Source organism: Mesorhizobium sp. M1423 (genome assembly GCF_040317575.1).
Lineage (GTDB): Bacteria > Pseudomonadota > Alphaproteobacteria > Rhizobiales > Rhizobiaceae > Mesorhizobium.
Genome location: NZ_JAMYKU010000010.1, coordinates 55,409 through 80,021 on the forward strand (window position 1 = coordinate 55,409; position 24,613 = coordinate 80,021).

Annotated in this window: 27 protein-coding genes and 1 tRNA gene; 14 read left to right on the forward strand and 14 right to left on the reverse strand. The window is 62.0% G+C overall.

Annotated elements, in window-relative coordinates:
• Positions 1–99: 99 nt before the first annotated feature.
• A complete protein-coding gene (locus NKG95_RS14745) occupies positions 100–633 on the reverse strand; it encodes an outer membrane protein assembly factor BamE (RefSeq protein ID WP_023717287.1) in 534 nt (177 codons plus the stop codon).
• 114 nt (positions 634–747) lie between these two features.
• On the opposite strand from NKG95_RS14745, the gene NKG95_RS14750 reads away from it, so the two are divergent.
• The 7 genes from NKG95_RS14750 to NKG95_RS14780 all read left to right on the forward strand — a co-directional run bounded on the left by NKG95_RS14750 (position 748) and on the right by NKG95_RS14780 (position 5,677).
• Positions 748–1,305, forward strand: coding sequence for a ubiquinol-cytochrome C chaperone family protein (locus NKG95_RS14750; RefSeq protein ID WP_023717288.1), 558 nt, complete (start codon positions 748–750; stop codon positions 1,303–1,305).
• Between the two features lie 22 nt (positions 1,306–1,327).
• A complete protein-coding gene (locus NKG95_RS14755; RefSeq protein WP_023717289.1) occupies positions 1,328–1,876 on the forward strand; it encodes a YceD family protein in 549 nt (182 codons plus the stop codon).
• 123 nt (positions 1,877–1,999) lie between these two features.
• The gene (gene plsX, locus NKG95_RS14760; RefSeq protein ID WP_352481224.1) at positions 2,000–3,070 is read left to right on the forward strand and encodes a phosphate acyltransferase PlsX; all 1,071 of its coding nucleotides are present in this window, start codon (positions 2,000–2,002) and stop codon (positions 3,068–3,070) included.
• 9 nt (positions 3,071–3,079) lie between these two features.
• Positions 3,080–4,051, forward strand: a complete 972-nt coding sequence (locus tag NKG95_RS14765; protein WP_353041257.1) for a beta-ketoacyl-ACP synthase III — start codon at positions 3,080–3,082, stop codon at positions 4,049–4,051.
• 104 nt (positions 4,052–4,155) lie between these two features.
• On the forward strand, positions 4,156–4,479 hold the full coding sequence (locus tag NKG95_RS14770) for an integration host factor subunit alpha (RefSeq protein ID WP_023717292.1): 324 nt from the start codon (positions 4,156–4,158) through the stop codon (positions 4,477–4,479).
• A gap of 247 nt (positions 4,480–4,726) precedes the next feature.
• The gene (locus NKG95_RS14775) at positions 4,727–5,269 is read left to right on the forward strand and encodes a MerR family transcriptional regulator (RefSeq protein WP_023717293.1); all 543 of its coding nucleotides are present in this window, start codon (positions 4,727–4,729) and stop codon (positions 5,267–5,269) included.
• Between the two features lie 75 nt (positions 5,270–5,344).
• The gene (locus NKG95_RS14780; protein WP_352815971.1) at positions 5,345–5,677 is read left to right on the forward strand and encodes a hypothetical protein; all 333 of its coding nucleotides are present in this window, start codon (positions 5,345–5,347) and stop codon (positions 5,675–5,677) included.
• Between the two features lie 121 nt (positions 5,678–5,798).
• On the opposite strand, the gene NKG95_RS14785 is transcribed toward NKG95_RS14780, so the two are convergent.
• Complete coding sequence (locus NKG95_RS14785; protein WP_353041259.1) at positions 5,799–5,990, reverse strand: hypothetical protein; 192 nt, start codon at positions 5,988–5,990, stop codon at positions 5,799–5,801.
• 317 nt (positions 5,991–6,307) lie between these two features.
• Here NKG95_RS14785 and NKG95_RS14790 point away from each other — a divergent pair, with 317 nt between their 5' ends.
• Both NKG95_RS14790 and NKG95_RS14795 read left to right on the forward strand, forming a co-directional pair.
• Complete coding sequence (locus tag NKG95_RS14790) at positions 6,308–6,586, forward strand: helix-turn-helix domain-containing protein (protein ID WP_023674515.1); 279 nt, start codon at positions 6,308–6,310, stop codon at positions 6,584–6,586.
• A 118-nt stretch (positions 6,587–6,704) separates the two neighbouring features.
• Positions 6,705–7,163, forward strand: a complete 459-nt coding sequence (locus NKG95_RS14795; RefSeq protein WP_023717299.1) for a YbaK/EbsC family protein — start codon at positions 6,705–6,707, stop codon at positions 7,161–7,163.
• 38 nt (positions 7,164–7,201) lie between these two features.
• Here the strand turns inward: NKG95_RS14795 and NKG95_RS14800 are convergent, their stop codons facing one another.
• Positions 7,202–7,396, reverse strand: a complete 195-nt coding sequence (locus NKG95_RS14800; RefSeq protein ID WP_023717300.1) for a hypothetical protein — start codon at positions 7,394–7,396, stop codon at positions 7,202–7,204.
• Positions 7,397–7,549: 153 nt separating this feature from the next.
• Positions 7,550–7,783, reverse strand: a complete 234-nt coding sequence (locus NKG95_RS14805; RefSeq protein WP_031193496.1) for a hypothetical protein — start codon at positions 7,781–7,783, stop codon at positions 7,550–7,552.
• A gap of 499 nt (positions 7,784–8,282) precedes the next feature.
• On the opposite strand from NKG95_RS14805, the gene NKG95_RS14810 reads away from it, so the two are divergent.
• Positions 8,283–8,582, forward strand: a complete 300-nt coding sequence (locus NKG95_RS14810; RefSeq protein ID WP_023717301.1) for a DUF1236 domain-containing protein — start codon at positions 8,283–8,285, stop codon at positions 8,580–8,582.
• 713 nt (positions 8,583–9,295) lie between these two features.
• Here NKG95_RS14810 and NKG95_RS14815 read toward each other — a convergent pair.
• The 5 genes from NKG95_RS14815 to NKG95_RS14835 all read right to left on the reverse strand — a co-directional run bounded on the left by NKG95_RS14815 (position 9,296) and on the right by NKG95_RS14835 (position 14,053).
• Positions 9,296–9,372: transfer RNA gene (locus NKG95_RS14815), tRNA-Pro, on the reverse strand.
• Complete coding sequence (locus NKG95_RS14820; protein ID WP_353041261.1) at positions 9,363–10,697, reverse strand: O-antigen ligase family protein; 1,335 nt, start codon at positions 10,695–10,697, stop codon at positions 9,363–9,365. Before NKG95_RS14820 ends, NKG95_RS14815 begins: the two co-directional genes overlap by 10 nt.
• Positions 10,694–12,229 (reverse strand): undecaprenyl-phosphate glucose phosphotransferase, encoded by a 1,536-nt coding sequence (locus NKG95_RS14825; protein ID WP_352481219.1) that lies wholly within the window; start codon positions 12,227–12,229, stop codon positions 10,694–10,696. Before NKG95_RS14825 ends, NKG95_RS14820 begins: the two co-directional genes overlap by 4 nt.
• Positions 12,230–12,352: 123 nt before the next feature.
• The gene (locus tag NKG95_RS14830) at positions 12,353–13,477 is read right to left on the reverse strand and encodes a glycosyltransferase family 4 protein (protein ID WP_023717304.1); all 1,125 of its coding nucleotides are present in this window, start codon (positions 13,475–13,477) and stop codon (positions 12,353–12,355) included.
• Between the two features lie 12 nt (positions 13,478–13,489).
• Complete coding sequence (locus NKG95_RS14835) at positions 13,490–14,053, reverse strand: polysaccharide biosynthesis/export family protein (protein WP_023717305.1); 564 nt, start codon at positions 14,051–14,053, stop codon at positions 13,490–13,492.
• A gap of 255 nt (positions 14,054–14,308) precedes the next feature.
• On the opposite strand from NKG95_RS14835, the gene NKG95_RS14840 reads away from it, so the two are divergent.
• Positions 14,309–16,564 carry a GumC family protein gene (locus tag NKG95_RS14840; protein ID WP_353041263.1) on the forward strand — a complete coding sequence of 752 codons (2,256 nt, stop codon included), beginning with the start codon at positions 14,309–14,311 and terminating at the stop codon, positions 16,562–16,564.
• Positions 16,565–16,585: 21 nt separating this feature from the next.
• Here NKG95_RS14840 and NKG95_RS14845 read toward each other — a convergent pair whose 3' ends face one another.
• The gene (locus NKG95_RS14845) at positions 16,586–17,815 is read right to left on the reverse strand and encodes a GNAT family N-acetyltransferase (protein WP_353041265.1); all 1,230 of its coding nucleotides are present in this window, start codon (positions 17,813–17,815) and stop codon (positions 16,586–16,588) included.
• A gap of 89 nt (positions 17,816–17,904) precedes the next feature.
• Between NKG95_RS14845 and NKG95_RS14850 the strand changes: the two genes are divergently transcribed.
• A complete protein-coding gene (locus NKG95_RS14850; RefSeq protein WP_353041266.1) occupies positions 17,905–18,963 on the forward strand; it encodes a polysaccharide deacetylase family protein in 1,059 nt (352 codons plus the stop codon).
• Here the strand turns inward: NKG95_RS14850 and NKG95_RS14855 are convergent.
• Complete coding sequence (locus NKG95_RS14855) at positions 18,960–19,187, reverse strand: DUF2842 domain-containing protein (protein WP_352465564.1); 228 nt, start codon at positions 19,185–19,187, stop codon at positions 18,960–18,962. The two genes, NKG95_RS14850 and NKG95_RS14855, sit on opposite strands and share 4 nt — an antisense overlap.
• Before the next feature lie 151 nt (positions 19,188–19,338).
• Here NKG95_RS14855 and NKG95_RS14860 point away from each other — a divergent pair, with 151 nt between their 5' ends.
• Positions 19,339–20,433, forward strand: a complete 1,095-nt coding sequence (locus tag NKG95_RS14860) for a COX15/CtaA family protein (protein WP_352481214.1) — start codon at positions 19,339–19,341, stop codon at positions 20,431–20,433.
• Here the strand turns inward: NKG95_RS14860 and NKG95_RS14865 are convergent.
• From NKG95_RS14865 to speB, 3 genes are read right to left on the reverse strand one after another with little or no spacing between them, the layout of a single operon-like run.
• Positions 20,423–21,262 (reverse strand): aminoglycoside phosphotransferase family protein, encoded by an 840-nt coding sequence (locus NKG95_RS14865; RefSeq protein ID WP_353041268.1) that lies wholly within the window; start codon positions 21,260–21,262, stop codon positions 20,423–20,425. The genes NKG95_RS14860 and NKG95_RS14865 overlap by 11 nt on opposite strands.
• Positions 21,263–22,189 (reverse strand): N-acetyl-gamma-glutamyl-phosphate reductase, encoded by a 927-nt coding sequence (gene argC / locus NKG95_RS14870; RefSeq protein WP_352587776.1) that lies wholly within the window; start codon positions 22,187–22,189, stop codon positions 21,263–21,265.
• A gap of 22 nt (positions 22,190–22,211) precedes the next feature.
• The gene (speB, locus tag NKG95_RS14875; protein ID WP_352481211.1) at positions 22,212–23,219 is read right to left on the reverse strand and encodes an agmatinase; all 1,008 of its coding nucleotides are present in this window, start codon (positions 23,217–23,219) and stop codon (positions 22,212–22,214) included.
• Positions 23,220–23,522: 303 nt separating this feature from the next.
• Between speB and NKG95_RS14880 the strand changes: the two genes are divergently transcribed.
• Positions 23,523–24,572, forward strand: a complete 1,050-nt coding sequence (locus tag NKG95_RS14880) for a glycerophosphodiester phosphodiesterase family protein (RefSeq protein WP_353041270.1) — start codon at positions 23,523–23,525, stop codon at positions 24,570–24,572.
• Positions 24,573–24,613: the final 41 nt, after the last annotated feature.

Sequence of the window (24,613 nt, forward strand, 5' to 3'; positions counted from 1 at the left end):
CAAAAACCCGCGGGATCGCTCCCGCGGGTTTTCATTGCCTGAGATGTGCCGCCGCTTACAGGGAAGCGAAAAGAAAAGAAGCCGACACCGTCGAGTGGATCAGGTGCCGCCGAGCGTACTGCCGCCGCTGGCGCCCGGAACACCAGGCGTCAGCTTGCTGGCGCCACTGATGATCTGGCTGAGGAAGTTCTGGTCCTTGCCGCCGGTCGGCGTGGTGCGCGAGATGAAGTCGAACACCTTGCCGTCCTTCAGGCCGTAATTGGCGATCTGGGTGACGCGCCCGTCATCGCCAAAATAGACCGCCAGCACATGCTGGTCGACTAGCCGCGGCTTGTCGAAGGCGACATAGCGCTTGCGCGTCTGCGAAATGTAATAAAAGGCCTCGTTGTCGAAGGTCGCCTTCGTCGAGGGAGTGCCGAGCGCCAGCAGCACCTGTTCGCGGCTCGAGCCGACCGGCACCAGGTCGATCGCCTGCTGGTCGATGACGTAGCCCTGCGTCAGCGTCTCGCTCGGATTGAGATCGCCGATCATCTTGGACGAATTGCAGGCGGAAAGCGCCGCAGCGATCACCAGCAGCGAAACCGCACCGGCGGGCCTAGGCAGGAAAGTCGACTTGAATTTCAGCGCGCGCAACTACAACTCCATAAGCTGGCCGCAACTTGCGCTGGGCCGCAAAACCGGTAAACCAGCTTGCTTGCCGATGCAACAAGGCCACTTCAACAAACGGTCCCGGGAGACCACCCTCAAATGTTCCAGCGCCTCTTTGGCCGCGAACGTCACGCCAACCGCGCCATCACCGAGGCGCTTTACGCACAAATCGTGGCGGCGGCGCGGCAACCGGTGTTTTATTCCGCCTGGAACGTGCCGGACACGCCGCTCGGCCGCTTCGAGATGCTGTCGTTGCACATGTTCCTGTTCCAGCACCGGTTGCGCGGCGAGGGCGGTGCTGCGGCAGAGGTTGCGCAGGTGCTGATCGACGAGTTCTTCATGGATGTCGAACATTCGTTGCGGGAATTGGGCATTGGCGACGTCGGCGTGCCGAAGCGAATGCGGAAACTGGCGAAGATGTTCTATGGCCGTACCGCCGCCTATGACGATGCGCTGAAACGAAATGACCATGATGCGCTTGCCGCCGCCCTTTCCCGCAATGTCAGGCCGGATGCCGGCGCCTGGCCGCAAGCGTCGCAACTGGCACTCTATGCCGCCGATGCATCAAGGCAACTCACGCAACAGCCGACCGAATCGATCGTTTCCGGCACGGTGGCATTTCCAGTGGCCAACTCTGAGCGAAGGCAGGCCGAATGAAGGCGGCGAAGTGGAGGCGAAGATGAAACATCCTGATACCCACAGCCCAGTGTCATTCCTGGCAAATGTCGCCCGGATGCCGCAAAAAGGGCTGCCGGTGGTGATCGATGCCGACGCCGGGCAGCGCGCCATACTGGCCGTCGAGCATGAGCTGCTTTCGGTCGAGAACTATCGCGCCGAACTTCTGATCGAGCCGTGGAAGCGCAATGGGGTGAAAGTCAGCGGCCATGTCGAGGCCGATATAACGCAGGCCTGCATCGTCACTCTCGACCCGGTCGAGGCGCATATCGACGAGCCGGTCGAGGCGCTGTTCCTGCCGGAACAATCCAAGCTCGGGCGGCAAGGTTTCGACGGTGGCGGTGAGATCCTGCTCGACGCCGAAGGGCCGGACAGCCCGGAAACCTTTTCCGGCGACGCGATCGACGTCGGGGCGCTTGCCGAACAGTTCTTTGGCTTGGCGATCGATCCCTATCCGCGCAAGCCGGGTGTGTCGCTGGAGGCCGCCGGCGATGCCGAGCCTGTGGAGAATGAATTCCAGCAAAAGCTCAGATCACTGCTGGGAAAATCCTGATGGCTGACCCAATTTGAGAAAAGTTGGTTGTGCGGCAGCCCAAAACCGTTATTTTCGCCGAACCTTCGCGAGCCCCGTACCTTGGCAAGCCCGCTGGCCAAGCAACCGTGAGATGAACACCGCGTGATCAGGATTTCCATCGATGCCATGGGCGGCGATCACGGGCCAAGCGTGGTCATCCCGGCGCTCATGACTGTCGCCACCCGCCGTCCGGACATACGCTTCGTCATCTATGGGCGCGAAGAAGCGGTAAGGCCTGAACTCGCCAAATTCCCCAAGCTAGCGGAGGTGAGCGAGTTCATCCACTGCGAGATCGCAGTCCGGATGGACGACAAGCCGAGCCAGGCACTGCGCCATGGCCGCTGGAAGTCATCGATGTGGAAAGCCGTCGAAGCGGTCAAGGCAGGCACGGCGGACGCCTGCATCTCGGCTGGCAATACCGGCGCACTGATGGCGATGTCCAGATTCTGCCTTCGCACCATGGCGACCATCGACCGCCCGGCGATTGCGGCGCTCTGGCCGACATTGCGCGGCGAAAGCGTGGTGCTGGACGTCGGCGCAACCATCGGTGCGGATGCGCATCAACTGGTTGATTTTGCCATTCTGGGTACCGGCATGGCGCGCTCGGTTTTCGGCATCGAACGGCCGAGCGTCGGCCTGCTCAATGTCGGCGTCGAGGAGATCAAGGGTCAGGAGGAGGTCAAGGAAGCAGGCCGTATGCTGCGCGAGGCCAACATGGCCTCGATGAACTACCATGGCTTTGTCGAGGGTGACGACATCGGCAAGGGCAGTGTCGACGTCGTCGTTACCGAAGGATTTGCCGGCAATATCGCGCTCAAGACGGCGGAAGGCACGGTCAGGCAGATCGCCGGCTACCTGCGCGCCGCGATGAACCGGACACTGATGGCCAGGATCGGCTATATCTTCGCCAAGACCGCCTTCGATCGCCTGCGCGAGAAGATGGATGTCGGCCGCTCCAATGGCGGCGTCTTCCTGGGATTGAACGGCATCGTGGTGAAAAGCCATGGCGGGGCTGATTCGGATGGCTTCGCTGCGGCGATCGAGCTCGGCTACGACATGGTGCGCAACAATCTGCTTGACCGCATCGAGGCCGATCTCGACCTGTTCCATGCCCGCAATCCGAATGCCCAGACAATCCGGAAATCCGACGTCGTCATCGACGCAAAGGAATAGGAAAGAGCATTGATCAGATCAGTCGTGCGCGGCACGGGCGCCGCGCTGCCCCGCCGCATTATGAAGAATGCCGATTTTGAAGGCATGGTCGAGACCTCGGACGAATGGATCGTCCAGCGTACCGGTATTCGCCAGCGCCACATTGTGGCCGACGACGAGACGACGGCCTCTCTGGGTGAGGCGGCAGCGCGCGCAGCCCTCGACAGCGCCGGCCTGACGGCTGACGACATCGACCTGATCGTGCTGGCGACCTCGACGCCCAACAACACCTTTCCCGCGACCGCAGTCGAGATCCAGAACCGGCTCGGCATGCACCACGGTTTTGCCTTCGACCTGCAGGCGGTCTGCTCGGGTTTTGTCTATGCGGTGACGACCGCCGACCTCTATATCCGCGGCGGCTTGGCCAGACGGGTGCTGGTGATCGGCTCGGAAACGTTTTCGCGCATTCTCGACTGGAACGACCGCTCGACCTGCGTTTTGTTCGGCGACGGCGCCGGCGCGATAGTGCTGGAAGCAGGCACGGGGGCAGGCGGCATCGCCGACCGAGGCGTTCTGGCGGCCAGCCTGCGCTCCGACGGCATCCACAAGGACAAGCTTTTTGTCGACGGTGGGCCGTCGACTACCGGAACGGTCGGGCACCTCAGGATGGAAGGCCGCGAAGTGTTCAAGCATGCGGTCGGCATGATCACCGACGTCATCGAGGCGACGTTCGCACAGGCCGGCATCAGCGCCGCTGATCTCGACTGGTTCGTGCCGCATCAAGCCAATAAACGAATTATTGATGCTTCGGCCAAAAAGCTCGGGATAGAGGAGCGGAAGGTGGTGGTGACCGTCGATTTGCACGGTAACACATCGGCTGCTTCCGTGCCGCTGGCACTATCCGCGGCCGTCGCCGACGGCCGCATCAAAAAGGGTGACCTGGTGCTGCTTGAGGCGATGGGCGGCGGCTTCACCTGGGGCGCCGTCCTGCTGCGTTGGTAAGTGCCGAACTAACGGGTTCGGGTCCTTGACCTTGACGGATCAATTACTTAGGTTCTGCCGTTGCTTGTATCGATTTTATTTTTTGAGCTGATGGGACGGTTCGTATGGGGGGAAAGACACTTACGCGCGCCGACCTCGCCGAAGCCGTTTACCGCAAGGTTGGGCTGTCGCGTACTGAATCGGCCGAGCTTGTCGAGGCGGTGCTGAATGAGATCTGCGAGGCGATCGTTCGCGGTGAGACGGTGAAACTGTCGTCCTTCGCGACCTTCCATGTCCGTTCCAAGAACGAACGCATCGGGCGCAATCCCAAGACCGGTGAGGAAGTGCCGATCCTGCCGCGCCGGGTGATGACCTTCAAGTCATCGAACGTGCTGAAGAACCGCATCCTGCGCTCCCATCAAAACAGCAAGGCCAAGGGCAGCAAGTAGATTCCCGATCTCCCTTGCCGAGAATCCATGCTTCAGGCTTCGGTTGAAAAACGAAGCCTGCTTTTACGCCGGGCTTGAATATTGTTTCATAAACCGCTGAAATAAGATGCGATTCGGCAGGCCGGATCGGTATTTGGGTGTGATCCGCCCCGGTGGACGGAAAAGCTGCTCTCTTTGTTTTACCGTGATGTTGCCCAAAAACCGGTCCCCGCCTTTCGCGATCATGCTCTAGCGTGAGGATTCGCCCATGGACAAGAGCCCCGATGCTTTCCGCACCATCAGCGAGGTCGCGGAGGATCTGGATTTGCCGCAGCACGTGCTGCGCTTCTGGGAGACGCGTTTCAACCAGATCAAGCCGATGAAGCGCGGCGGCGGCCGCCGCTACTACCGGCCGCAGGACGTCGAGCTGATCAAGGGCATTCGCCACATGCTCTACGATCAGGGCTATACGATCAAGGGCGTACAGAAGCTGTTGCGCGAGAACGGCAACCAGTTTTTGATCGCCGTCGGCAATGGCGACATGGCGGCGGTCGAGGCGATCTCGCAGCGCCGGCAGGCTGACGCGGTACCGCTGACGCAAGCGGCGCAGCCGCGCGGCCCGGACGACGAGATGCTGGTCGGCCAACCGAGGGTGAAACCCAGCCGTCGTTTTTTCGGCATCGGCAAGACCGACGAGGAAGGCCCGGTTCCGCCGGACACGTCAAAACTTTCCCGTGACAATCGCGCATTGCTGCAGGAGGCGCTGTTCGACCTGCTGGAATGCAAGCGCCTGCTCGATCAGGTTCGCTAGAGCCCGCCGGGACTGACCGGAACGGTCTTCAGGGTCATGCGTTAGGCTTCCTTCTGCAGATGAAGGAACCACGTCATGGCATCGCTTTCGAGCATCTCCGAGACCGATCTGAACAAGCAGGTCGCCGCCCTGACCAGGGAACTGGCCACTTTGAAGAAAGCCGTGTTGAAGCGGGGCGGCGCCTATTACGAAGACGGTCGCGATACCGCGTCGGACTATTATTCGGATATCGCCGAGCGTCTCGGCGACACCTTGCCGGCAATCAGAAGGCAAGGTCGGGCGATCGAGAAGACCGCCCGTGATCACCCGGCGACGGCGGCCGCTGTCGGGCTGGTTCTGGTCGGGCTGGTCGCCAGTCTCTTCCTCGGTGGCCGGCAGCAAAAAGCGCCGCGAGCGCGTTCAAGGTAGAGGAAATGCGGTGGTCAGCGGGACCGCCGCCATTTCGTCGACGCGGCAAACCCGGCAAGCTGGCCGCCCTTGATCAAAGACCAAGAACGCCTGCTTGCCGGCTGTCTGTCCCAAGGCGTTTTCAGTACTTCTTCGCCACGACCTTCTTGTGATGATGGCGATAGTGGTGGACGCGGTGATGGTAGTGATGGCGGTGATGCTTCTTGACGGTGGTGTGCATCGTCGCTGCATTCGCGCTGCTCGCGCCGATGATCGGCATCGAAAGGGCAAGTGCGATTGCAAGTCCAAGGGCGGAGAGAAGAGACTTCTTCATGACATCGTTTCCTTTTTGCGCAGGGCGAATTTGAGCGTCACCGATTCAGGTCGGTGACTCGAGCACTGCGGTCAGGACTATCGCCTTGGAGTTTTTCGGCAGTTTTTCCGGCCTGTAGAATTTTGTTTCCGAACTGTGTCTGCCGACGATCAAGCCAGATATGAGCGCGCCGGCATCCGCCATTCATTCCGGCGTCGGTTCACGATGCCGTGACGCTATCTTTGATGCTTGGCAAATCACCGGCGAGCGGGCATTCTCCCGATCGTCTCAGGCAACAACATGATTTGATCTAACTCTTTCATCCCACGGAGTTGCCAATGCCCCAAATAGCAAAACGCGAACCTTACTCCGAATTGGCGGCGAGCGCGGTTACGCCTGAACGCAGTGCCGTCCGAACCGCCCGGGAAGCCCGTGGATACAGCATCGAAGAGCTGTCCCTGGCGTGCGGGCTGGCAGCCTATGAGATTGCCGACATCGAAAGCGGCAAGGATGCCGATCCTTCGAAACGTCGGCGTATTGCCTCCGCGCTTCAGCTTCCGGAAAGCGCTCTGTTCGACGAAGCCGTGTTGCCTGCGAAAAGGCGGTCCGTGTCGTAGCGGCGTGCCATGCGTTTATTCGACGAGCTCGCCATGGGTTGCCCTGGCGAGCTTCGTTTTCCGGCCACGTAGCGGACTTGCCGGCCGCCACGGCGACGCGAGACGGAAATCGCCGGAGATGAGCCTCGAATCCGTTCGCGCTTTCTTCGTCGCCCACGCGCCCGAAATCGACGTCATCGTTACGCAAGCCAGCTCGGCGACGGTGCCTCTGGCTGCCGAAGCGCATGGCGTAGCGCCGGCGCAGATTGCCAAGACGATCTGCCTGCGCGCCGGCGACCAGACGATGCTGATCGTGGCCAGCGGCATCTCCAGGCTGGACAATCGCAAATTCAAGGACCGGTTCGGCGGCAAGGCGCGAATGCTGGATGCCGAGCAGGTGCTCGCCGCGACCGGTCATCCCGTCGGTGGGGTGTGCCCGTTCGGCCTACCGGCACCGCTCCCGGTGTACTGCGACGTCTCGCTGCGCGCCTTTGACGAGGTCGTCCCCGCCGCAGGCGCGACGAACGCCGCCGTCCGGCTCAGCCCGCAACGCATGGCCGAACTCGTCGACGCCGAGTGGGTGGATGTCTGCCAGTAGCCCTTTATCCGGGTCGTGGGATCCGGTGAGCGTTACCGCTATTCGGTCTTCTGTGGCTCTTCTTTCTTGATCGTCTGAGCGTCCGCGGCTGTCGACATATCGGCCTTCTCGACGCTCGCTGTCCTCGTCTGCGTGTCGACCGATGCCTGGACCTTTGAATGCGCGGGGCAATCCGCAGAGGCAGCGGATATGGACAGGGTCAGTGCGGCGGCTGTTGCGAGGAATGTCTTCATGATCATTCTCCTCTTTCATTGGATATTCGTTGGGAAGATTAGCCCGTCTGGCACCGACCGCAAAATCACATTTGTTCACGCGCGCCCTTGCGTGCACGGAAGCCTACGCTGGACCAATAATTCAAATGGTTGCGCGGATAGCCGCTTGCCGTATCAAAACCCACTGCCTCCGGCCGGAGGATTTTTGGCGTAAAAAATCTCGCCGCTCAGAGCCAGTCTCAAATCTTCGGCGCTGAGCTGACCACTTTCGAACAAATCCATCACCCTGCGGCCGAGCACTTCTCTGCCTGGATCGCCGTCAGCGAGGCCTAGTTCACGGCATCGGGCATCAAGTGCTTTGGCCAACATGGTCAGCTCGGCAGGACAGGTAGCTCCTTGAAGCGACATTGCATCTCTCCCGAAAAGGCCGAAAGGGCGTGTCATCTTCGAAGCGTCCGCTCGCCCTTACAACTGCGGACGACGGCAATTCAACTAGAGCCAACCTTTTTCGAACTCAACATTCGAACGTATTAAAAACGCCGCCCGCGCTCCAATGGGAGGATCCTGCTACAATACGGTATGGCCGTCCGTATAGCGGTTGTCCTAATGCTTCTTTTCGCCTTCGCCTACGGTTTCGCAAAACTCGTGGAACATTATGGCAGCGTTCGCGACAGGCCCTCTCCGTGTGAAGAATTGCCCTATCCTGATTGTCCTGACCCAAAAGCTCCTCCCCGGGAAGAAACTAAGCCTTGAGCAGGTGCTTGTTTGTAGGCGGCCTCATGGCCATGGCACCGGAGTTCGCCCACCGCCAGCGGAACAACAAGTCTTTCGGCTCGTTTAGGTAAGTAGCCCCGCACGGAAGAATCAAGCACCGTAGCGGAAGGTTGCCTCGCTGGAGGATTGCTATATGGGAAAGCAACTTTTATCTGCTGCGACAGGAATCTTTCTTTTCGTAGGTATCGGAACCGCCGCTGCTCAGGACGTCATCATTCAGCCTGAGCAAGACACGGTGATCCGGGAGTATGTAAAGAAGAAGCCGGTAGCATCCCTGAGCCTTCCCGGTGTTGAGCTCAACATTGGCACCGCTCTGCCCGACACAGTCGAGCTTTACGAAGTGCCGGACGTTCAGTACCGCTATGTAGTCGTCGAGGGACGAACCGTCCTGGTTGATCCAGGTACCCGCAAAATTGTTAAGATCTACGATTGATTTTCTGCCTGAAGCCCGCCGTGCCGAAAAAGCGGCGGGCTTGTTTGCGTTCAGCCGCCAATCGCGGTAGCGGACGATGCGCTCGCGTCCTCACGGAAACCGGAGGGGTGAGCTGCCACGTTTCGTTCCCAGGCCGCCAGCATCCAGGTTGGGTTCTTCATGCTTGCTGCCATTGATCCTTCCGGCATTCCCGCAAGCAACGAGGGCCGGGCACGTTGCGCTTGCTCGACTTTCCTGACCCCGTCGCTGCCGCCCTGAAAAAGTTTCAGGCCAAGCCGGCCGCCGGCGTTGAACCAGTTCGTTCCAACCGCCGGTTGGTGGACGCGCTACCGCTCATGCGCCTAATGTCGACTTGATCCGCGCGCACCTGGCAAGCCCGCCCACCCGAGTCCCCCGCCTGGTGCAACAGCGCTTGATCGGCCCCGCCGTACTTCATGTGCGGCGGGTTTTTATTTACTCGATGGAACAACCCGGCCGGCGCGACGGTTCATCTCAACGCAGCAAGTCCCTCCTCATAAGAATTGCTGCCAGATCGGGTTGCACCGATCTGCCCGCGTCCTTCTCCCGGAAGGCGCGAGCTTTTTGCATGCTGGTTTGGGCTATTCCACATTGACCTGGCGAGCGAAGCCCTTGGTCGAAATCGTGTTGCGCTGGCTGCAATGCGGCTATTCTGTATGGCCAGTTGGGGGAACTGGCTAAGCCTTTGGATTTAATGGTCGGAGTGGCCGGATTCGAACCGACGACCCCTTGACCCCCAGTCAAGTGCGCTACCGGGCTGCGCTACACTCCGGACCGGTCGCGATGTATCGTGATAGACTGGGTCCGGTCAACCGAATTCGGCTGCTGTCCGGCCTGAAGCAACAGCAACGGAGGTTGCGGGCGCCGCGCCGCCCGCAACTGCCACTGATGGCGGTATTCCAGCGCGATGGCGCCCCAGATCAGGCCGAGCAGCAGGTAGACATGCCGCCAGTGGTCGATGTCGATGAAGGTGCCGAGCCCGATATTGCCGATGAAGGCGACATAGGCGCATAGCAGATAAGGCTGCCAGGGCCGGTCGCGCAGCAGAATGCGGAAGCCGGCGGCGATCGTCCAGCACGTCAGCGTCAGGAACGACACGAAGCCGAGCCACCCGTAATCCATCAGCATCTTCAGCCAGATGTCGTGCGTGTCCTCGCCGAACATCTTGCCGAATACGAGCGGGCCGATGCCGAACGGATGCTCCAGCGCCATCTGAAAGCCGATCGTGTAGCGGGCGAAGCGGCCGAGGCGGGCGGTGTCGTAGCTTTGTTCGAGTTGCGCGCGATTCGAGAACATCTCCGCCACGCCAGGCAGTTGCAGGATGACGATCATCGCAATGACCAGCAGTCCGACGGCGGCGATGGTCATGACGACGACGCGCAGCCGGAATTTGCCGCTGGCGCTCTGCAGGAACAAGGCCCCGGTCAGCAGGATCGCCGAAACGGCGAACATGCCCCAGGCGCCGCGCGAAAAAGAAAAGAAGATGCCGGCGGTGATGATCAGCAGCGGCACCGCCAATAGAGGCATGCGCGCGATCGAGCCGGTAAGCAGCAGATAGAGCAGGTAGATGCCCGGCAGCACCAGGAACGGCCCGAACACGTTCGGGTCCTGGAAGGCGCCGGCGGCACGGTCGTATTTGGTGAAGATCTCCGCTCCTGGAAAGGCATGGAAATAGCCGGCTATGCCGACCAGCGAAGTCAGCACTGCCGACACGACATAAGCGACGAAGATCACGCGGTAGAGACTGGGCTGGACGGCCGTTACGGAAGCGAAGAAAACCGCGGTGAGGGTCAGGAACAGCGAGACGGCGAGATAGAGCGGCGTGGCGGCGAGGTCCGACATCTGCGTCATCGAGATCATTCCGCCGATGTTCATGATCATCAGCAGCACCAGAAGTGGCACCGCCGCGCGCTGTATGCGCATGCCGAACAAGGGCCACACCACGATCAGCCCGATCATATAGAGGTCGTATGGCGCCGGCTCGGCAATAACGAAACCGGACAGGAAGACGCCGAGGAAAACTGCCCCTGACGCAATCAGCGCAATGAGCTTGGCGTTGACCGCCGCCGCCGGCAATTCGTAGGCCGTCGCGCTCAATACGCATTTTCCGTGTTGAGCAGGCGGATCGGCGTCAGGAACAGGATTCTCAGGTCGAACAACAGCGACCAGTTCTCGATGTAATAGAGGTCGTATTCCGTGCGCATGCGGATCTTCTCGTTGGTGTCCATCTCGCCGCGCCAGCCATTGATCTGAGCCCAGCCGGTCACGCCGGGCTTGACCTTGTGGCGGGCGAAATAGCCGTCGACCACCTCATTGTAGAGAAGGTTGTGCGACTGCGCGGCAATGGCGTGCGGGCGCGGCCCGACCAGCGACAGCGAACCGAACAGCGAATTGAAGAACTGCGGCAATTCGTCGATCGAGGTCTTGCGGATGAAGCGGCCGACGCGGGTGACGCGCGGATCGTTCTTGGTCACGGTCTGCTTCGCCGTCGGGTCCGCCTTGTCGGTGTACATCGAACGGAACTTATAGACGTCGATGATTTCGTTGTTGAAGCCGTGCCGCTTCTGGTGGAACAGCACCGGGCCCTTGCTGTCGAGTTTGATCGCGATCGCGGTCGCCAGCATCACCGGCGAGAACACGATGATGCCGATGATCGAAAAGACGATGTCAAAGGCGCGTTTCGCGACCGAATCCCAGTCGTTGATAGGCTTGTCGAAGATATCGAGCATCGGCACCGAGCCGATGTAGGAATAGGCGCGCGGCCTGAACTGCAGCGCATTCGAATGCGCCGACAGCCGGATGTCGACCGGCAGCACCCACAGCTTCTTCAACAGTTGCAGCACGCGCGATTCGGCGGTCAGCGGCAGCGAAACGATCAGCATGTCGATGCGTGCGATGCGGGCAAATTCAATGAGCTCGGAAATCGTGCCGAGCTTGGGATAGCCGGCGACAACCGGCGGCGAACGCTTGTCACCACGATCGTCGAAGATGCCGCAGATGCGGATGTCGTTGTAGGGCTGCTTTTCGACCGAGCGGATCAGCACCTCCGCCGCCTTGCCGCCGCCGACGATGACGGCGCGGCGCTCCATCCGCCCGTCGCGCGCCCAGCGCCGGATCAGCTTCGACATCACCAGCCGGAGACCCAGGATCAGCACGAAGCCAATAACGAACCACGTGCCGAAGAGCAGGCGCGAATAGTCTTCCGACATTTTCATGGTGAAGGCGGTGAGCGCCATCAAGGCGAAGGTTCCAGCCCAGACCAGCAGGAGGCGGCCGAAATTGGCGATCGGCCGCATCAGCGCGACGATCTGGTAGCAGTCGGTGACGTCGAGCAAAACGACCGCGAGGAACGAGGTGGCGGCGATCGTCAGCGAGTATTGCCAGGCAAGATAGCTGAAAAAGCCGACATAGTAGAAATAGACGGCAAGACCCGACACCAACAGCAGCGCGAATTCCGCCATGCGCAGGACGCCGCTGACCATGATCGGCGACATCGTATCGCGCCGGTATTGCGAGGCGACCTGGCGGGCAACGTCGTTCATGCCGCCGGCCGTGTTGTTCTCGGCAGGGGCGTCGAATTTGCGCACCGCGTCTAGCGAAAAACGGCGCGCGGGGTCGATTTCGTTCATGGGGCGTCCGTAGGTTTCCCTCAGGTGAATAGCAAAAGAGAGCTAAGAAACCCTTGAAACAACAGATGGCTTTGGAGACGCTTTCACCGGGGGCCTTTTGCAGCCGAGTGGATATCAGTTGCTCTACTGTTTGAGCGCGGCGAAATAGGCCTTTTCGATTTCAGCGGCCATTACATCGGCGCCGAAGCGTGCCTTGAGGTCGGCGGCGCCGGGCATCAGGCCTTTGTAGGCGTCGAGATCGGCCAGAGCGGCGCTTATCTTGTCGCCAAGTTCGCGCGGGTCGGGCCGGATCAGGGCAGGGGAGCCGGTGTCGAAGATTTCCGGTATGCCCCCGACCGACGTCGCGATTAGCGGCTTGCCGGCGGCAAGCGTTTCCAGAACGATATAAGGCATGGCTTCCGCACGCGAGGGAACGACGACCAGCTTGGCTAGCGTGAAGGCGAGCCTGGCCGGCATCGGCGGCAGGAAGCTGACCTCGAGGCCGAGCTGATCTACCTGGGCGCGATAGCGCGGCAGGTCGTCGCCGTCGCCGACCATCAGCGCTTTCAATGGACGACCGAGCCGTGTTGCGGCTCGCCCCAGCGCATCGATGAAGATGTCCGGGCCCTTGAGGTCGCGCATCATGCCGATATAGAGGAGGTCGACGGCATTGTGCTCGGTCTGCACCGGCTCGAACTCGGCGGCGCGCAGGCCGTTGTGTACGAGAGCGTTCGGAATGGGCGGCTCGCCGACCTTCCTGCGATAAGTCCGCCGCTCATAATCGGAAACAAATAGCAGGCAATCGGTGAAGCGAGCCATGAAGCGTTCGAGCGCGAAGAACAGCTTCCCCATCGCCGTGGTTTCGTCATAGTGCAGTGAGCCGCCATGCGGCGAATAAAGGCGGGCTACGCGAGACCTTGATACCCGCAACAATGAGCCGAACAGACGGGCATAGGCGCCACCTTTGGCGCCATGCCCGTGCAGCACGTCCGGCCGCAATTCTTTTATGATCCTATAGGTGCGTCGGGCCGAAGCGAGATCGCCTGGCCCGACATGCCGCTGCATCGGTGTGCGATGAATGCCGAGCGCCAGGCTGCCTTTCATCTGTTCGAACAGCCGTTCCTCGAAATCGCCGCCAGTCGTCGAATCGCAGACGATGCCGACGGCATGGCCGGCGGCGACCTGAGCCTCGGTCAGGTCGCGCACATGCCGGAAGATGCCTCCGACGGGTGAGCGAAAGCAGTGGACGATCCTGAGTGTGTCCGCCACTTGGTCAGCACATCAAAACAGGCGTTCGCGAACATAGACTGTATCGCCGGGCAACAGTGGGTCGGAGGTCACCACGCGTCCGGTTATAACCTTGCCGTTGATGTCGCGGGTAATGTCGACGCTTTCCTGGTTGGCGCGTGGCGTGAAGCCGCCGGCGATGGCGATAGCTTTCTGCACGGTCAGGCCGGGAACGTAGGAATATTGGCCCGCCGCGCCCACTTCACCCATGACGAAGATCGGCCGGTAGCGATCGATTTCGACCGAAACGTCAGGATCGCGCAAATAGCCCTGGCGCAGTTTCTCGGCGATCTCGCCCTCGAGTTGCTGGGCGGTGTGGCCGCGCGCCGGCACGTTGCCGACGAGCGGCAGCGAGAGATAGCCGGATTGGTCGACGCTGTAGGTGTTGGTCAATCCTTCCTGCTCGAACACGGTGACGCGGACGCGGTCGCCGGCACCGAGGCGATAGGGCTGGTCGAGCACTTCATGGAAGGCGGCCGGCGTCGGCCGGTAGCTTGAGCAGCCCGAAAGCATCGATACGGCAAGCAGCGCGCGGAAAAGGGGAGCAGTGCTTTTCATGAGCGGACACGTACCTTTGAATAGCCGGCGACTCTGCGGCAAACCTTAACGATCGAGCTCGGTTATCATCCTGTTAGGGTTAATGGCCGGTAAAGGCGCGCGGCCGATGCGGGCCCGATCGACAAATGCAGATGGTTTTCAGCCTCTTGTTTGCGGCTTGTTAGCAGAGCCTAACAGGTGCTTACCGCGTTATTAACGGCTGAGTTACCATAGTTGTTTACGGTGCATGCTGACTCAGTACCGGAGCAGGGATGCATGTCCGTTCAATCCGCGGCCGCAGATGTCGACGTCGATCTCAGGCAGCTTTTCGCCAGCCTGGCGCGAAACTGGCTGCGCATCCTTGTCGTCGCGCTGGCTGTAACCGGCCTGGCCTTTGCGCTCGCCTGGCTTGCAACGCCCGAATACAAGGCGGCAGCCAAGCTGGAGATCGGGCCTCGAGAATCGGAGTTCACGCGGCCAGCCGGTGCCAACGGCAACGAGTGGTCGATTCCCGACGAAGAGGCTGTGGCCACCGAGGTCCAGATCATTTCGTCCCCTGACATCCTCAAACAGGTGGCGGCGAAGCTCAACCTCGCGAAATTGCCCGAATTCGACGAGGCGCTGAAGATGTCGGCGCTGAGCCGCACCCTTGTCCTCGTTGGCTTGAAAAGCGATCCCTTCGAGATTCCGCTGGAAGAGCGCGTGCTGGACGCAATGCATGACAAGCTCAACGTCTATGGCGTTGAAAAAACCCGCGCGATCGCAATCGAGTTCTCGTCAGAGGATCCACAGCTTGCCGCCGCAATCCCGAACGCCATCGCAAACGCCTATATCGCCTCCAAGGGCAACGCCAAGCTCGAATCGAATTCCGCCGCCACCGACTTTCTGGCGCCGGAAATCGCGGACCTGCAGAACCGGGTGAAGGAGGCGGAGGCCAAGGTTGCCGCATTCCGTGCGCAGTCCGATCTTTTGATGGGCGGCAACAATTCGGTGCTTGCCACCCAGCAGCTGTCCGAATTGTCGAGCGAACTGTCACGGGTACGCGCCAACCGCGCTTCGGCGGAAGCGACCGCCGACAGTGTGCGCAGGGCGTTGCGCAATGGCGGCTCGCTGGATGCCGTTCCAGAGGTGTTGTCTTCCGACCTGATCCAGCGCCTGCGCGAGCGGCAAGTCGAACTCAAGAACAACATCGCCGACCTTTCCACCACCTTGCTCGACAATCATCCGCGCATCCGTGCGCTGAAGTCGCAGCTCGCCGATCTCGACCGCCAGATCCGCAACGAAGCGGAAAAGATCATGAAGGGTCTGATGGCGCAGGCCGAGACGGCGAAGGCACGAGAGGCTCAACTCGTGGCCGACGTCAACACCCTGAAGGCGGCGTCCGCCCGCGCCGGTGAAGAGCAGGTGGAACTCGATGCCCTGCAGCGCGATGCCGCGACCAAGCGCCAGCAACTCGATCTCTACTCGTCCAGCTATCTCCAGGCGGCCGCACGCAAGGATCGTAACTACCTGCCTGTCGACGCTCGCCTATTTTCGGAGGCCCGGGCGCCGACCGAACCCTATTTCCCCAAGATTGGTCCGATTGTCGGTGCGGCCTTTGTCGGCTCGTTGCTCCTCATGGCGATCGTCACGTTGCTGCAGGAACTGTTTTCCGGCCGCGCCATGCGTCCGGCCGCCGGTGCCCATTTCGAACGCATCGAGCACGTTGCGATGCCGGCTGTCCAGGCCGAACGCGTAGTGGCCGAGCCCGGCCCGCCGGTTGCCCGGCCCGAACCGGCAGTCGCCGAGATCGACCAGTTCGGTGAGTCCGACAACAGTGTCACTGAAACCAAACTGGAGCCGGAACCCGTCGCGGTGGCGGAAGCGGCTGCCGAGAAAATCGAACCGGAGTACTCTGAGATGGCTGCTGCAGACATTGAACCGGCACGTTCTACCCTCGGTGAGGTCGACATCGACAAGGCCGCGGAAAAACTCATCGCCACCGGTGCCGCCCGCGCCATATTCGTGTCGCCGGAAGGCGACGAGGCGGCTGCCTCGGCGGTGCTGGTGGCGCGCGCAGTCTCCGACGCCGGGCTACGCGTGCTGCTGCTTGATCTCACCGCTTCGGGTGCTGCCTCGCGGCCGATGCTGGACAGCGGGCTGTTTCCAGGCATCACCGATCTGCTCGCCTCGCAAGCGCAGTTCAGCGACGTGATCCACCCCGATCTCTATTCGGACTGCCACGTGATTCCGGTCGGCACAGCCGATCCGGTCCGTGCCATGCGCGCCGCCGACCGGCTGCCGATCATCATGCAGTCGCTGACCACCGCCTATGACCTGGTCGTTGTCGAATGCGGGCCAGCGGACGCCCAAGGCATCAGCCGCCTAGTGGGCGAGGGCACCGAGGTGCTGCTCTCCATGCTGGAGCCGGACGACGAGGTGACGCAAGCCGCAGTCGCGCTCATCGAGAGCGGCTATCCCGACCTGACGCTGGTCACGCCAATCGGCCACGTGGCGCCGGGGCCAATGCCGGGACGGCGCTCGGCGGCCTGAGGCAGTTTTCTCAAATCGAAATCAGCTGTTGTCTTCGCCTGCGGCCGGTGCTGTCTGCCCCACGGCCTTGCGGCGCAGCAGCTTGGTCAGCTTCCAGACCATTGGGCTGTGCTTGATGAATGCTTTCAGGCTTGCGCCGTGCCTGAGCGCAAGCGCCAGCGCGCGGCCCTTCAGCGTCAGCGGAACCAGCACCTCGAAATGCTGCGTTTCGACATCGCACCACAATCGCTTATAGGGTTCGTCGCCGACTGAGAAATCATAGATTTCAAAACCCGTCTCGCAGGCTTCCTGGATGTTCTCGAAGAACAGGAAGTCGCCGGGGCTGGTGTGTGCGAGGTCGTCCTCGGCGATCGCCCCGAATTCGCAGATCAGCCGCTTGCCCGAGCGGCTCGACCCGGTGACCGCACGAAGCTTGCCGGCGACTTCCAGCCCATGCAACACGAAGCACGGGTTTTCCTCTTGAAGCGCTTCGGCAAACAGCGAGCGGAAAAAAGCGCGTACCTCCGCTTCACCGAAAACATTGACGATGCCCATCTTGCGGAAGCGGAATTCCTTCATCTCGAAAAAGGCGTCGAGCAGCCTGTTCACCTCGTCCGCAGTCCTCGCCTCGATGCGACGATAGCTGCCGACGGCCTCGAACTTGCGCGCCTGCGAGCGATGCTTCTTGCGCCTGCGCTTGCCGCTCACCCGGGTGAGCAGTGCATCAAACCCTCCGACAAGACCGGCGGCCAGCGACAGATTGGGGCTCGAAAAATGCGGCAAGGCGGAGAGCGGGTTGGCAACGCCGTCGAGATCAGGCAGCAACCGCTCTAGCGCGACAAGATCGATGTCGCGCCGCGCCTTGGCAATCGCGGCCAGCATAGAGCGGATCGCCGCGATATCGGCATTCGCCAGCCATTGCGGGTCGGAGGCGGCAAAATTGCCGTTGGCATGGCGGCCGCCCATAAAGCGGGCGATGCGGAATGCCCCGCTGTGGGTGACCTCCAGCGCCAACGAGAAAACCGGCCTGTCGCCGGCGCGCAGCGTCGCAACGACAACGTCGGCGCCGGTATGTGCGGCCCAGTTCAGGATCCAGCCTGCGCTCTGCGCCGGGGCAAAAAGCGCCGAACGGCAGAATTCGGCGTACGCCGCCAGCGCCGCACTATCGGCAACCGAGGTCGACAGGCCGGCTTTGCCGGCCGGCAAGGCACACGGCGACGCCTCGCTGCTTGCCAGCCGATTGCCGTCAAATGACGCGGTGGCGTCAACCATACCTCAATCCTTAGGGCGTATTCGTCGCGATTGGGGGTCCGCGCAGGCGCATTCCATGCTTGATGAGCTTAGGCGCAAAAGGTGAATGAATGATCGACGGGGGCGAGGCAATCCGCAAACTGGCGCTCAATCTCGCCCGCTATTCCGGTCTTGCGCCGCTGGCCAAGCCGTTCATCGGCGGCCTTGGCGCCATCCTGATGCTGCATCGGGTCACCGCGACGCCGGAAAAGCCGAACGGCGTCAACCGTCACTTGAACATCGCGCCTGGGTTCCTCGACATCGTGATCGCCGACATGACGGCGAACGGCTACAGGTTCGTTACTCTGGACGAGGCGATCGAGCGCATCAAGGCTGGCGACAAGGACGGCCAGTTCGCGACGATCACCGCCGACGACGCCTATCGAGACAACATGACCGAGGCGCTGCCGGTGCTGGAGAAGCACGGCGCGCCGATTACCATCTACGTCGCGCCGGGACTGATCGACGGCGCTGCCGATTTGTGGTGGGACGTGGTCGAGGACATCGTCAATGCGCGCGATCGCCTGACGCTGACGACGCCGGACGGCCCGGTGACGATCGATTGCTCGAACCCGGGAAAAAAGGTCCAGGCCAATGCGCGCCTGCACGCTCATCTGACGCTGAAGGTGCGCGAGCAGGACCAGCGTGCGGTGTTGCGCGATCTGGCGCGTTCGAACGGCATCGAGTTGGGCGGTTCGCGCCCGAACACGCTGATGAACTGGGACGAGCTCCGCACCATGGCCGCGCACCCGCTGGTGACGATCGGAGCGCATAGCGTCAATCATTGCAATCTGAAGCGGCTTTCCGAGAGCGACGCGCGGCATGAGATCGGCGACGTCAAGCGCATATTGCAGGCCAAACTCGGCGAGGAGCCGCGCCATTTCGCCTATCCCTACGGTTATGTCAGCGCCGTCGGCCGTCGCGAAGTGGGCCTTGTCCGCGATGCCGGCTATGCCTCGGCGGTGACGACCCGCCACGGCATACTCCGCGCCGAGCATGCCGGGTTCCTGCATGCCCTGCCTCGTATTTCGGTCAATGGCCGCTATCAGAGCGTCGCCCACATCCGAACAATGTTGTCGGGCGTGACGACGCCGCTGGCCAATGCCGGCAAGACGGTGGTGACGATCTAACTGTTGCCTCGGCTCTTCGGCCGCGGCTCCAGGATCAGCCATTTGATGATGCCCATCGCCGGCAGCACCCACAAAAGCCCGCTCAGCAGGAAGAAGATGAAATGCGCCAGTGGCCCGGACTGTGACAATTGGGCGACCGCCACGATCGAGGCGACCAGCGCATAGACGACGACCAGCACTACCAGCAGGAAGCTTCCGATCAGCTTTTTCAGGCGAATGGGCACGGCGCGATCTCGTTGATCGCTATCGCTTAGGCCGAACAGCCGATGCGCGCAAGCCGCCAGAAACGGCGCGACGGCGTGCCGCGCTGTCCGGTCTTGCAAGCCGGGTTGCGATGGTTCACCAATCCGCGACTTCAACTGCCGGGACAAAGCCATGGCTGCTGCCATATCCGATGCCGCGCCTTTCGCAGCCCGCGATCGCGACCTTCGCAACCGCGCGCTGGTACGTGGTTGGCTCTATGTCGTGCTCCTCGTGCTGTTTGCGCTGGTGGTGGTCGGCGGCGCTACGAGGCTCACCGATTCCGGCCTGTCGATCACTGAATGGCAGCCGATTCACGGCGTCATCCCGCCGCTCAATGATGCCGAGTGGCAGGAGGAGTTCCTGCGCTACCAGCAGATCCCGCAATATGCCGAACTCAACAAGGGCATGAGCATCGAGGCGTTCAAGTCGATCTTCTGGTGGGAGTGGGTGCACCGCGTCCTGGCGCGTAGTGTCGGCGTGGTCTTCGCCCTGCCGTTGCTGTTCTTCTGGGCGACGCGCCGCATCGAGCGCGGCCTCGGCACGAAATTGTCGGGCATCCTCCTTCTCGGCGCCCTGCAGGGCGCGATAGGCTGGTGGATGGTGGCGTCCGGGTTGGCCGACCGGGTTTCGGTCAGCCAATACCGGCTGGCGACGCATCTGACGCTGGCGGCGCTGATCTTCACGGCGACCATGGTGGTCGCACGCGGATTGGCCCCACACTCCGAACCGGCCGCCGACCGATCGACGCAACGTCTGGCCGGCTTTCTGGTGCTGCTGGCGCTGGTCCAGATCTATCTCGGCGGGCTGGTCGCAGGGCTCGACGCCGGCTTGAGCTACAACACCTGGCCGCTGATGGACGGCAAACTGGTCCCCGGCGACCTGCTGCTGCTCGAGCCGGCATGGCGCAATTTCTTCGAAAACCCGAAGACGGTGCAGTTCATCCACCGGGTCGGCGCCTACACGATCTTCGCAGTCGCGCTCTGGCACATGATTGCGACACGCCGGCGTCTGCCGGACACGACGCATGCCCGACGCGCGACGCTGCTGTTCCTGATTGTCGTGGTGCAGGCGTCGATCGGCATCGGCACCCTATTGATGCATGTGCCGCTGCACATGGCCCTGACGCATCAGGCATTCGCGCTGTTCCTGCTGGGTTTTGCCGCCGCGCACTGGCGCGGCACCAAGGGCGCTTATCCGCTGCCCCACGAGATTGCTCTCAGAGGCTGAGCCGCTCCGTCCGGATCGCCATGGCGATCGCCACCTCGCGGTCCTCGTCGACCGCATTGCGATCTTCATGGTGCCATGCAGCCGACAGGCAGCCATAGGCGATGGCGTGGTCCAGTATCGCGGGCGGCGACTGGCCGAGCGTTGCGGCAAAGACTTGCGCCATATGGCAGATCCGCCGCGGATCGAGGCAAAGATCGTCTCGGTCAAGTGGGTTGTAGAACATGTTGGCCGCGTCGAAGCCGGGGTCGCCGAGAACGCCCTTCGGGTCGATCGCCAGCCAGCCGCGCGGACCGTGCATGACGTTGTCGTGGTGCAGGTCGCCATGCAGCGGCCGCACGTCATGCGGATTGGACAGCAGCCGTTCCGCGATTTCGGCTGCTTCGACATACAGGCTCTTTTCGCCGGCGGCGCGATCGGCCTTGGCCTTTTTGAACAGGCTGGAGAACCGGGTCCGCAACGGCTGGAGATCCGGCGGGGCAGGGTGCTTCGACGGCGAGACCAGTCTTGCCATTACCTCGGCCGCGATCGCGGTGGCGGCATTGTCGCCTTGTTCGGCAAGATGGTGTGACAGCATCCTGTCGCCGGCGTATTCGAGCAGCATGCGGTGGCCGTCGCGGCCGAGCAGCCGCACCGCGCCTTCGCCGCGTCGCCAGGCGAGGAAATGCTCGCCACGCAACTCGTCCTCGACATCGTCGAAAGGCTTTAGATCCTTGACGATTGCCGGTGAGTCGTCCTCGCGAGCAACCTTCCAGATGCGGCTGCTGAAGGTTTCGGCGATGAGTTCGGGCGCGCCGACCTTCCAGCGCTTCGGAAATGCCGGCGCATCCATTCAGAGGCCGAGCATCAGATCCATGTTCTGCACGGCTGCACCCGAGGCACCCTTGCCGAGATTGTCGTAGACGGCAAGCAGCAGCGCCTGCGCCCTGTCGTCATTGGCAAAGACATAGAGCTTCATCCGGTTGGTGCCGTTGTAGATCTCCGGATCGATGTCAGGCATGCGTTCCTGATGCAGATACGGCGCCACCTCGACCACGCCACGATCAATGGAAGCAAAATGGTCGGCGATCGCCGCGTGAAGCTCAGCGCCGGTCGGTACATGGTCGAGACCGCCGAGTTGCAGCGGCACTACCGTGATCATGCCTTGCGCGAAATTGCCGACTGCCGGCTGCATGATCGGATCGTGCGAAAGCCTGGCATAGGTCCTGAGCTCCGGCACGTGCTTGTGCTGCAGCGTCAGCCCGTAGGGCAGGAATTCCGACGCATCCTCGCCCTTGGCGACATAATCCTCGATCATCGGCCGGCCGCCGCCGGAATAGCCAGAAATGCCGTTGACGGTGACCGGAAAATCGGCTGGCAACAGCCCCGCCGCAACCAGCGGCCGCAGCGTCGCGATCGGTCCTTGCGGCCAGCAGCCCGGATTGGCGACGCGCTTCGCCGAAGCGATCTTCTTCGCCTGGTCCTTGTCCATTTCGGCGAAACCATATTCCCAGCCCTCGGCGACGCGATGTGCCGTCGAGGCGTCGATCACCTTGGTGGTGTCATTGGCGATCAGCGAAACGCTTTCCTTGGCTGCCGCGTCCGGTAGGCAGAGGATCGCGACATCGGCGGCATTGAGGAACTCGGCGCGCGCTGCCGTTTCCTTGCGGCGCTCAGTCGGGATGGAGATGATTTCCAGGTCGCCGCGCTCGGCAAGCAGCGCCCTGATCTGCAGACCGGTGGTGCCGTGCTCGCCGTCGATGAAGATTTTCGGTTTCATTGCCTGCCAAAATTCCTGTTAGCTATATGCCGCTTGCCTGATTCAATCCGGCAACGCTGTGATTGCCCTGGTTCATTTCCTCGAGCCGGGCCTTTCGTTCCGCCAGCAGCCCGAGATAGTGCATGGCCACCATCGAGCCGGCAATTGCCGTTATATCGGCGTGATCATAGGCTGGCGCAACCTCGACGACGTCGGCGCCGACGATATCGACCTGGTTGATCTGGCGCAGCACCGACAGGATCTTTGCCGAAGACGGGCCTCCCGCTACCGGCGTTCCGGTGCCGGGCGCAAAAGCCGGATCCAGGCAATCGATGTCGAAAGTGACGTAGGTCTTCTTGCCGCCCGTACGGTCGACGATGGCATAGGCGATGTCGGACGCCCGCATTTCCTCCACTTCATGGCCATACAGGATCTTGATGCCGAACGTATCGGGCGCGTGGGTGCGGATGCCGATCTGGATCGACCGGTCGGGGTCGATGATGCCCTCCTTGACCGCACGGCCGACGAAGGAGCCGTGATCGATGCGCTTGCCGTCGTCGGGCCAGGTGTCCTGATGAGCGTCGAACTGCACCAGGGCCAGCGGGCCGTAGATGGCGGCATGCGCCTTGAGCAGCGGCCAGGTGACGAAATGGTCACCGCCGAGCGATAGCAGAAAGGCGCCGGATTTCAGGATCCTCGCCGCTTCGCGTTCGATCGTGGCAGGGGTCTTCTGGTGATTGCCGCTGTCGAGCAGGCAATCGCCAAAATCGACCACGGCAAGCTGTTCGAACAGGTCGCGCGAAAACGGATATTGCGGATCGTTGTCGAGGATGGCCGACGCGCGGCGAATCGCCTGCGGTCCGAAACGCGCGCCCGGCCGATTGGTGACCGCCGCGTCGAAGGGAATGCCCCACACCACCGCATCGGCGCCCTTCACGTCCTTCGAATATTTGCGCCGCATGAACGACAGCGCGCCGGCATAGGTCGGCTCGAACGACGCGCCCGTCCTGGAGCGGGTGGTGAAGGCGTGATCGATGGTCCTTGGCGGCATGAAGCGATCTCCTGTGCGTCGACGCGCAACCTTATTGGCCATAATTCTCAGAATTGCGACCCCTTCGGAAGAACATGGCTATTCGGCCCGGTCACAAATCCTTGCTTGCCAGGAGAGCCCCGCATGGCTGGCCCGGAGATTGCCTAGTTAGCAACCGAAAGTAGCCGCTACGGCCGTTTCGGCCGGCATTAACCTGATTTTCCAGCGTTTGCGAAGCCGGCTTCGTTCACTAGGCTGTCACGAGCGTCGCTTAACCGGGTGTCGATCCGGTACGGAGCGATTCTCATGCGAACGACCTGTCTCATGCGAACGACTTGGCTGAGCCTTCTGCTTTCCGCGGCGCTGGCGGCCTCCCTTGGCCATGCATCGGCAGGCGAAACGCGCGCCAGGCAGATTCTCGACCGGTTCGAGCACGCCAACCAATGGCGCGACCATGTGATGGTGGCCGCGCACCGCGCCGGCGGCATGCAGGCCGGCAAGACGCTCTATCCCGAAAATTCGATCGCCGCCGTCGACGCGTCGATTGCAATGGGCGCCGAAATCGTCGAGGTCGATATCAGGCGCTCGAAGGACGGACAGTTCGTCGTCATGCATGACAGCTGGCTCGACCGCACCACGAACTGCAAGGGCGAGGTGGTCAAGCGCACGCTGGCCGAACTCAAGACGTGCCGGTTGGTGATCGAAGGCACCGGCGCCTTTACGGGCGAGACAGTCTCGACGTTGCGCGAAATGTTGATGGCGACCAGGGACAGGATCCTCATCAATCTCGACAATAAGCTCGATACCGAAAGCCTCGCCGGCATGGTCGCGGTCGCGCGCGACCTCGGCATGGCCGAACAGGTGATCGTCAAGGAGAACCTGTGGGATGCGGAGAGGATCGCCACGGTTGCGGCCGCCATGGACGCGATCGACGGCGGCTTCCAGTTCATGCCGATCATTGCCGACGATGCGGTTCACGACGCCATGTTTGCCGAAAAAGTCAGCCGGGCGTTCCCGGTGCGGGCGATCGAACTGATCAATTGGCGGGCTGGCGCCGAGACACTGACCGAGACCGGCGGCCCGCTGTTCAGCCCGCGCATGCGCGCGCTGGCGGTGAGGGGTGACTGGCACATCTGGGCCGACACCTATGCCATCGTCAACAAGCCGGGTGGCTTCCTCGCCGGTGGCCGCGGCGACGAGCTGGCGGTCGCGGCCAGCCTGCCGCGCGAGACTTATGGCTTCTGGGTCGAGCGCGGCGCCACCATCATCCAGACCGACGAACCGAAGGCCGCCATCGATTGGCTGGCGGCGAACGGTTTTCGCGTGCCCTATGCCGGCCCGGCCGAGCCGGCGAATACGGCCAGCATTAACTAGGAGCGGCGGTCGCGCTGCCAATCTCCCCCACGAGGGGGGAG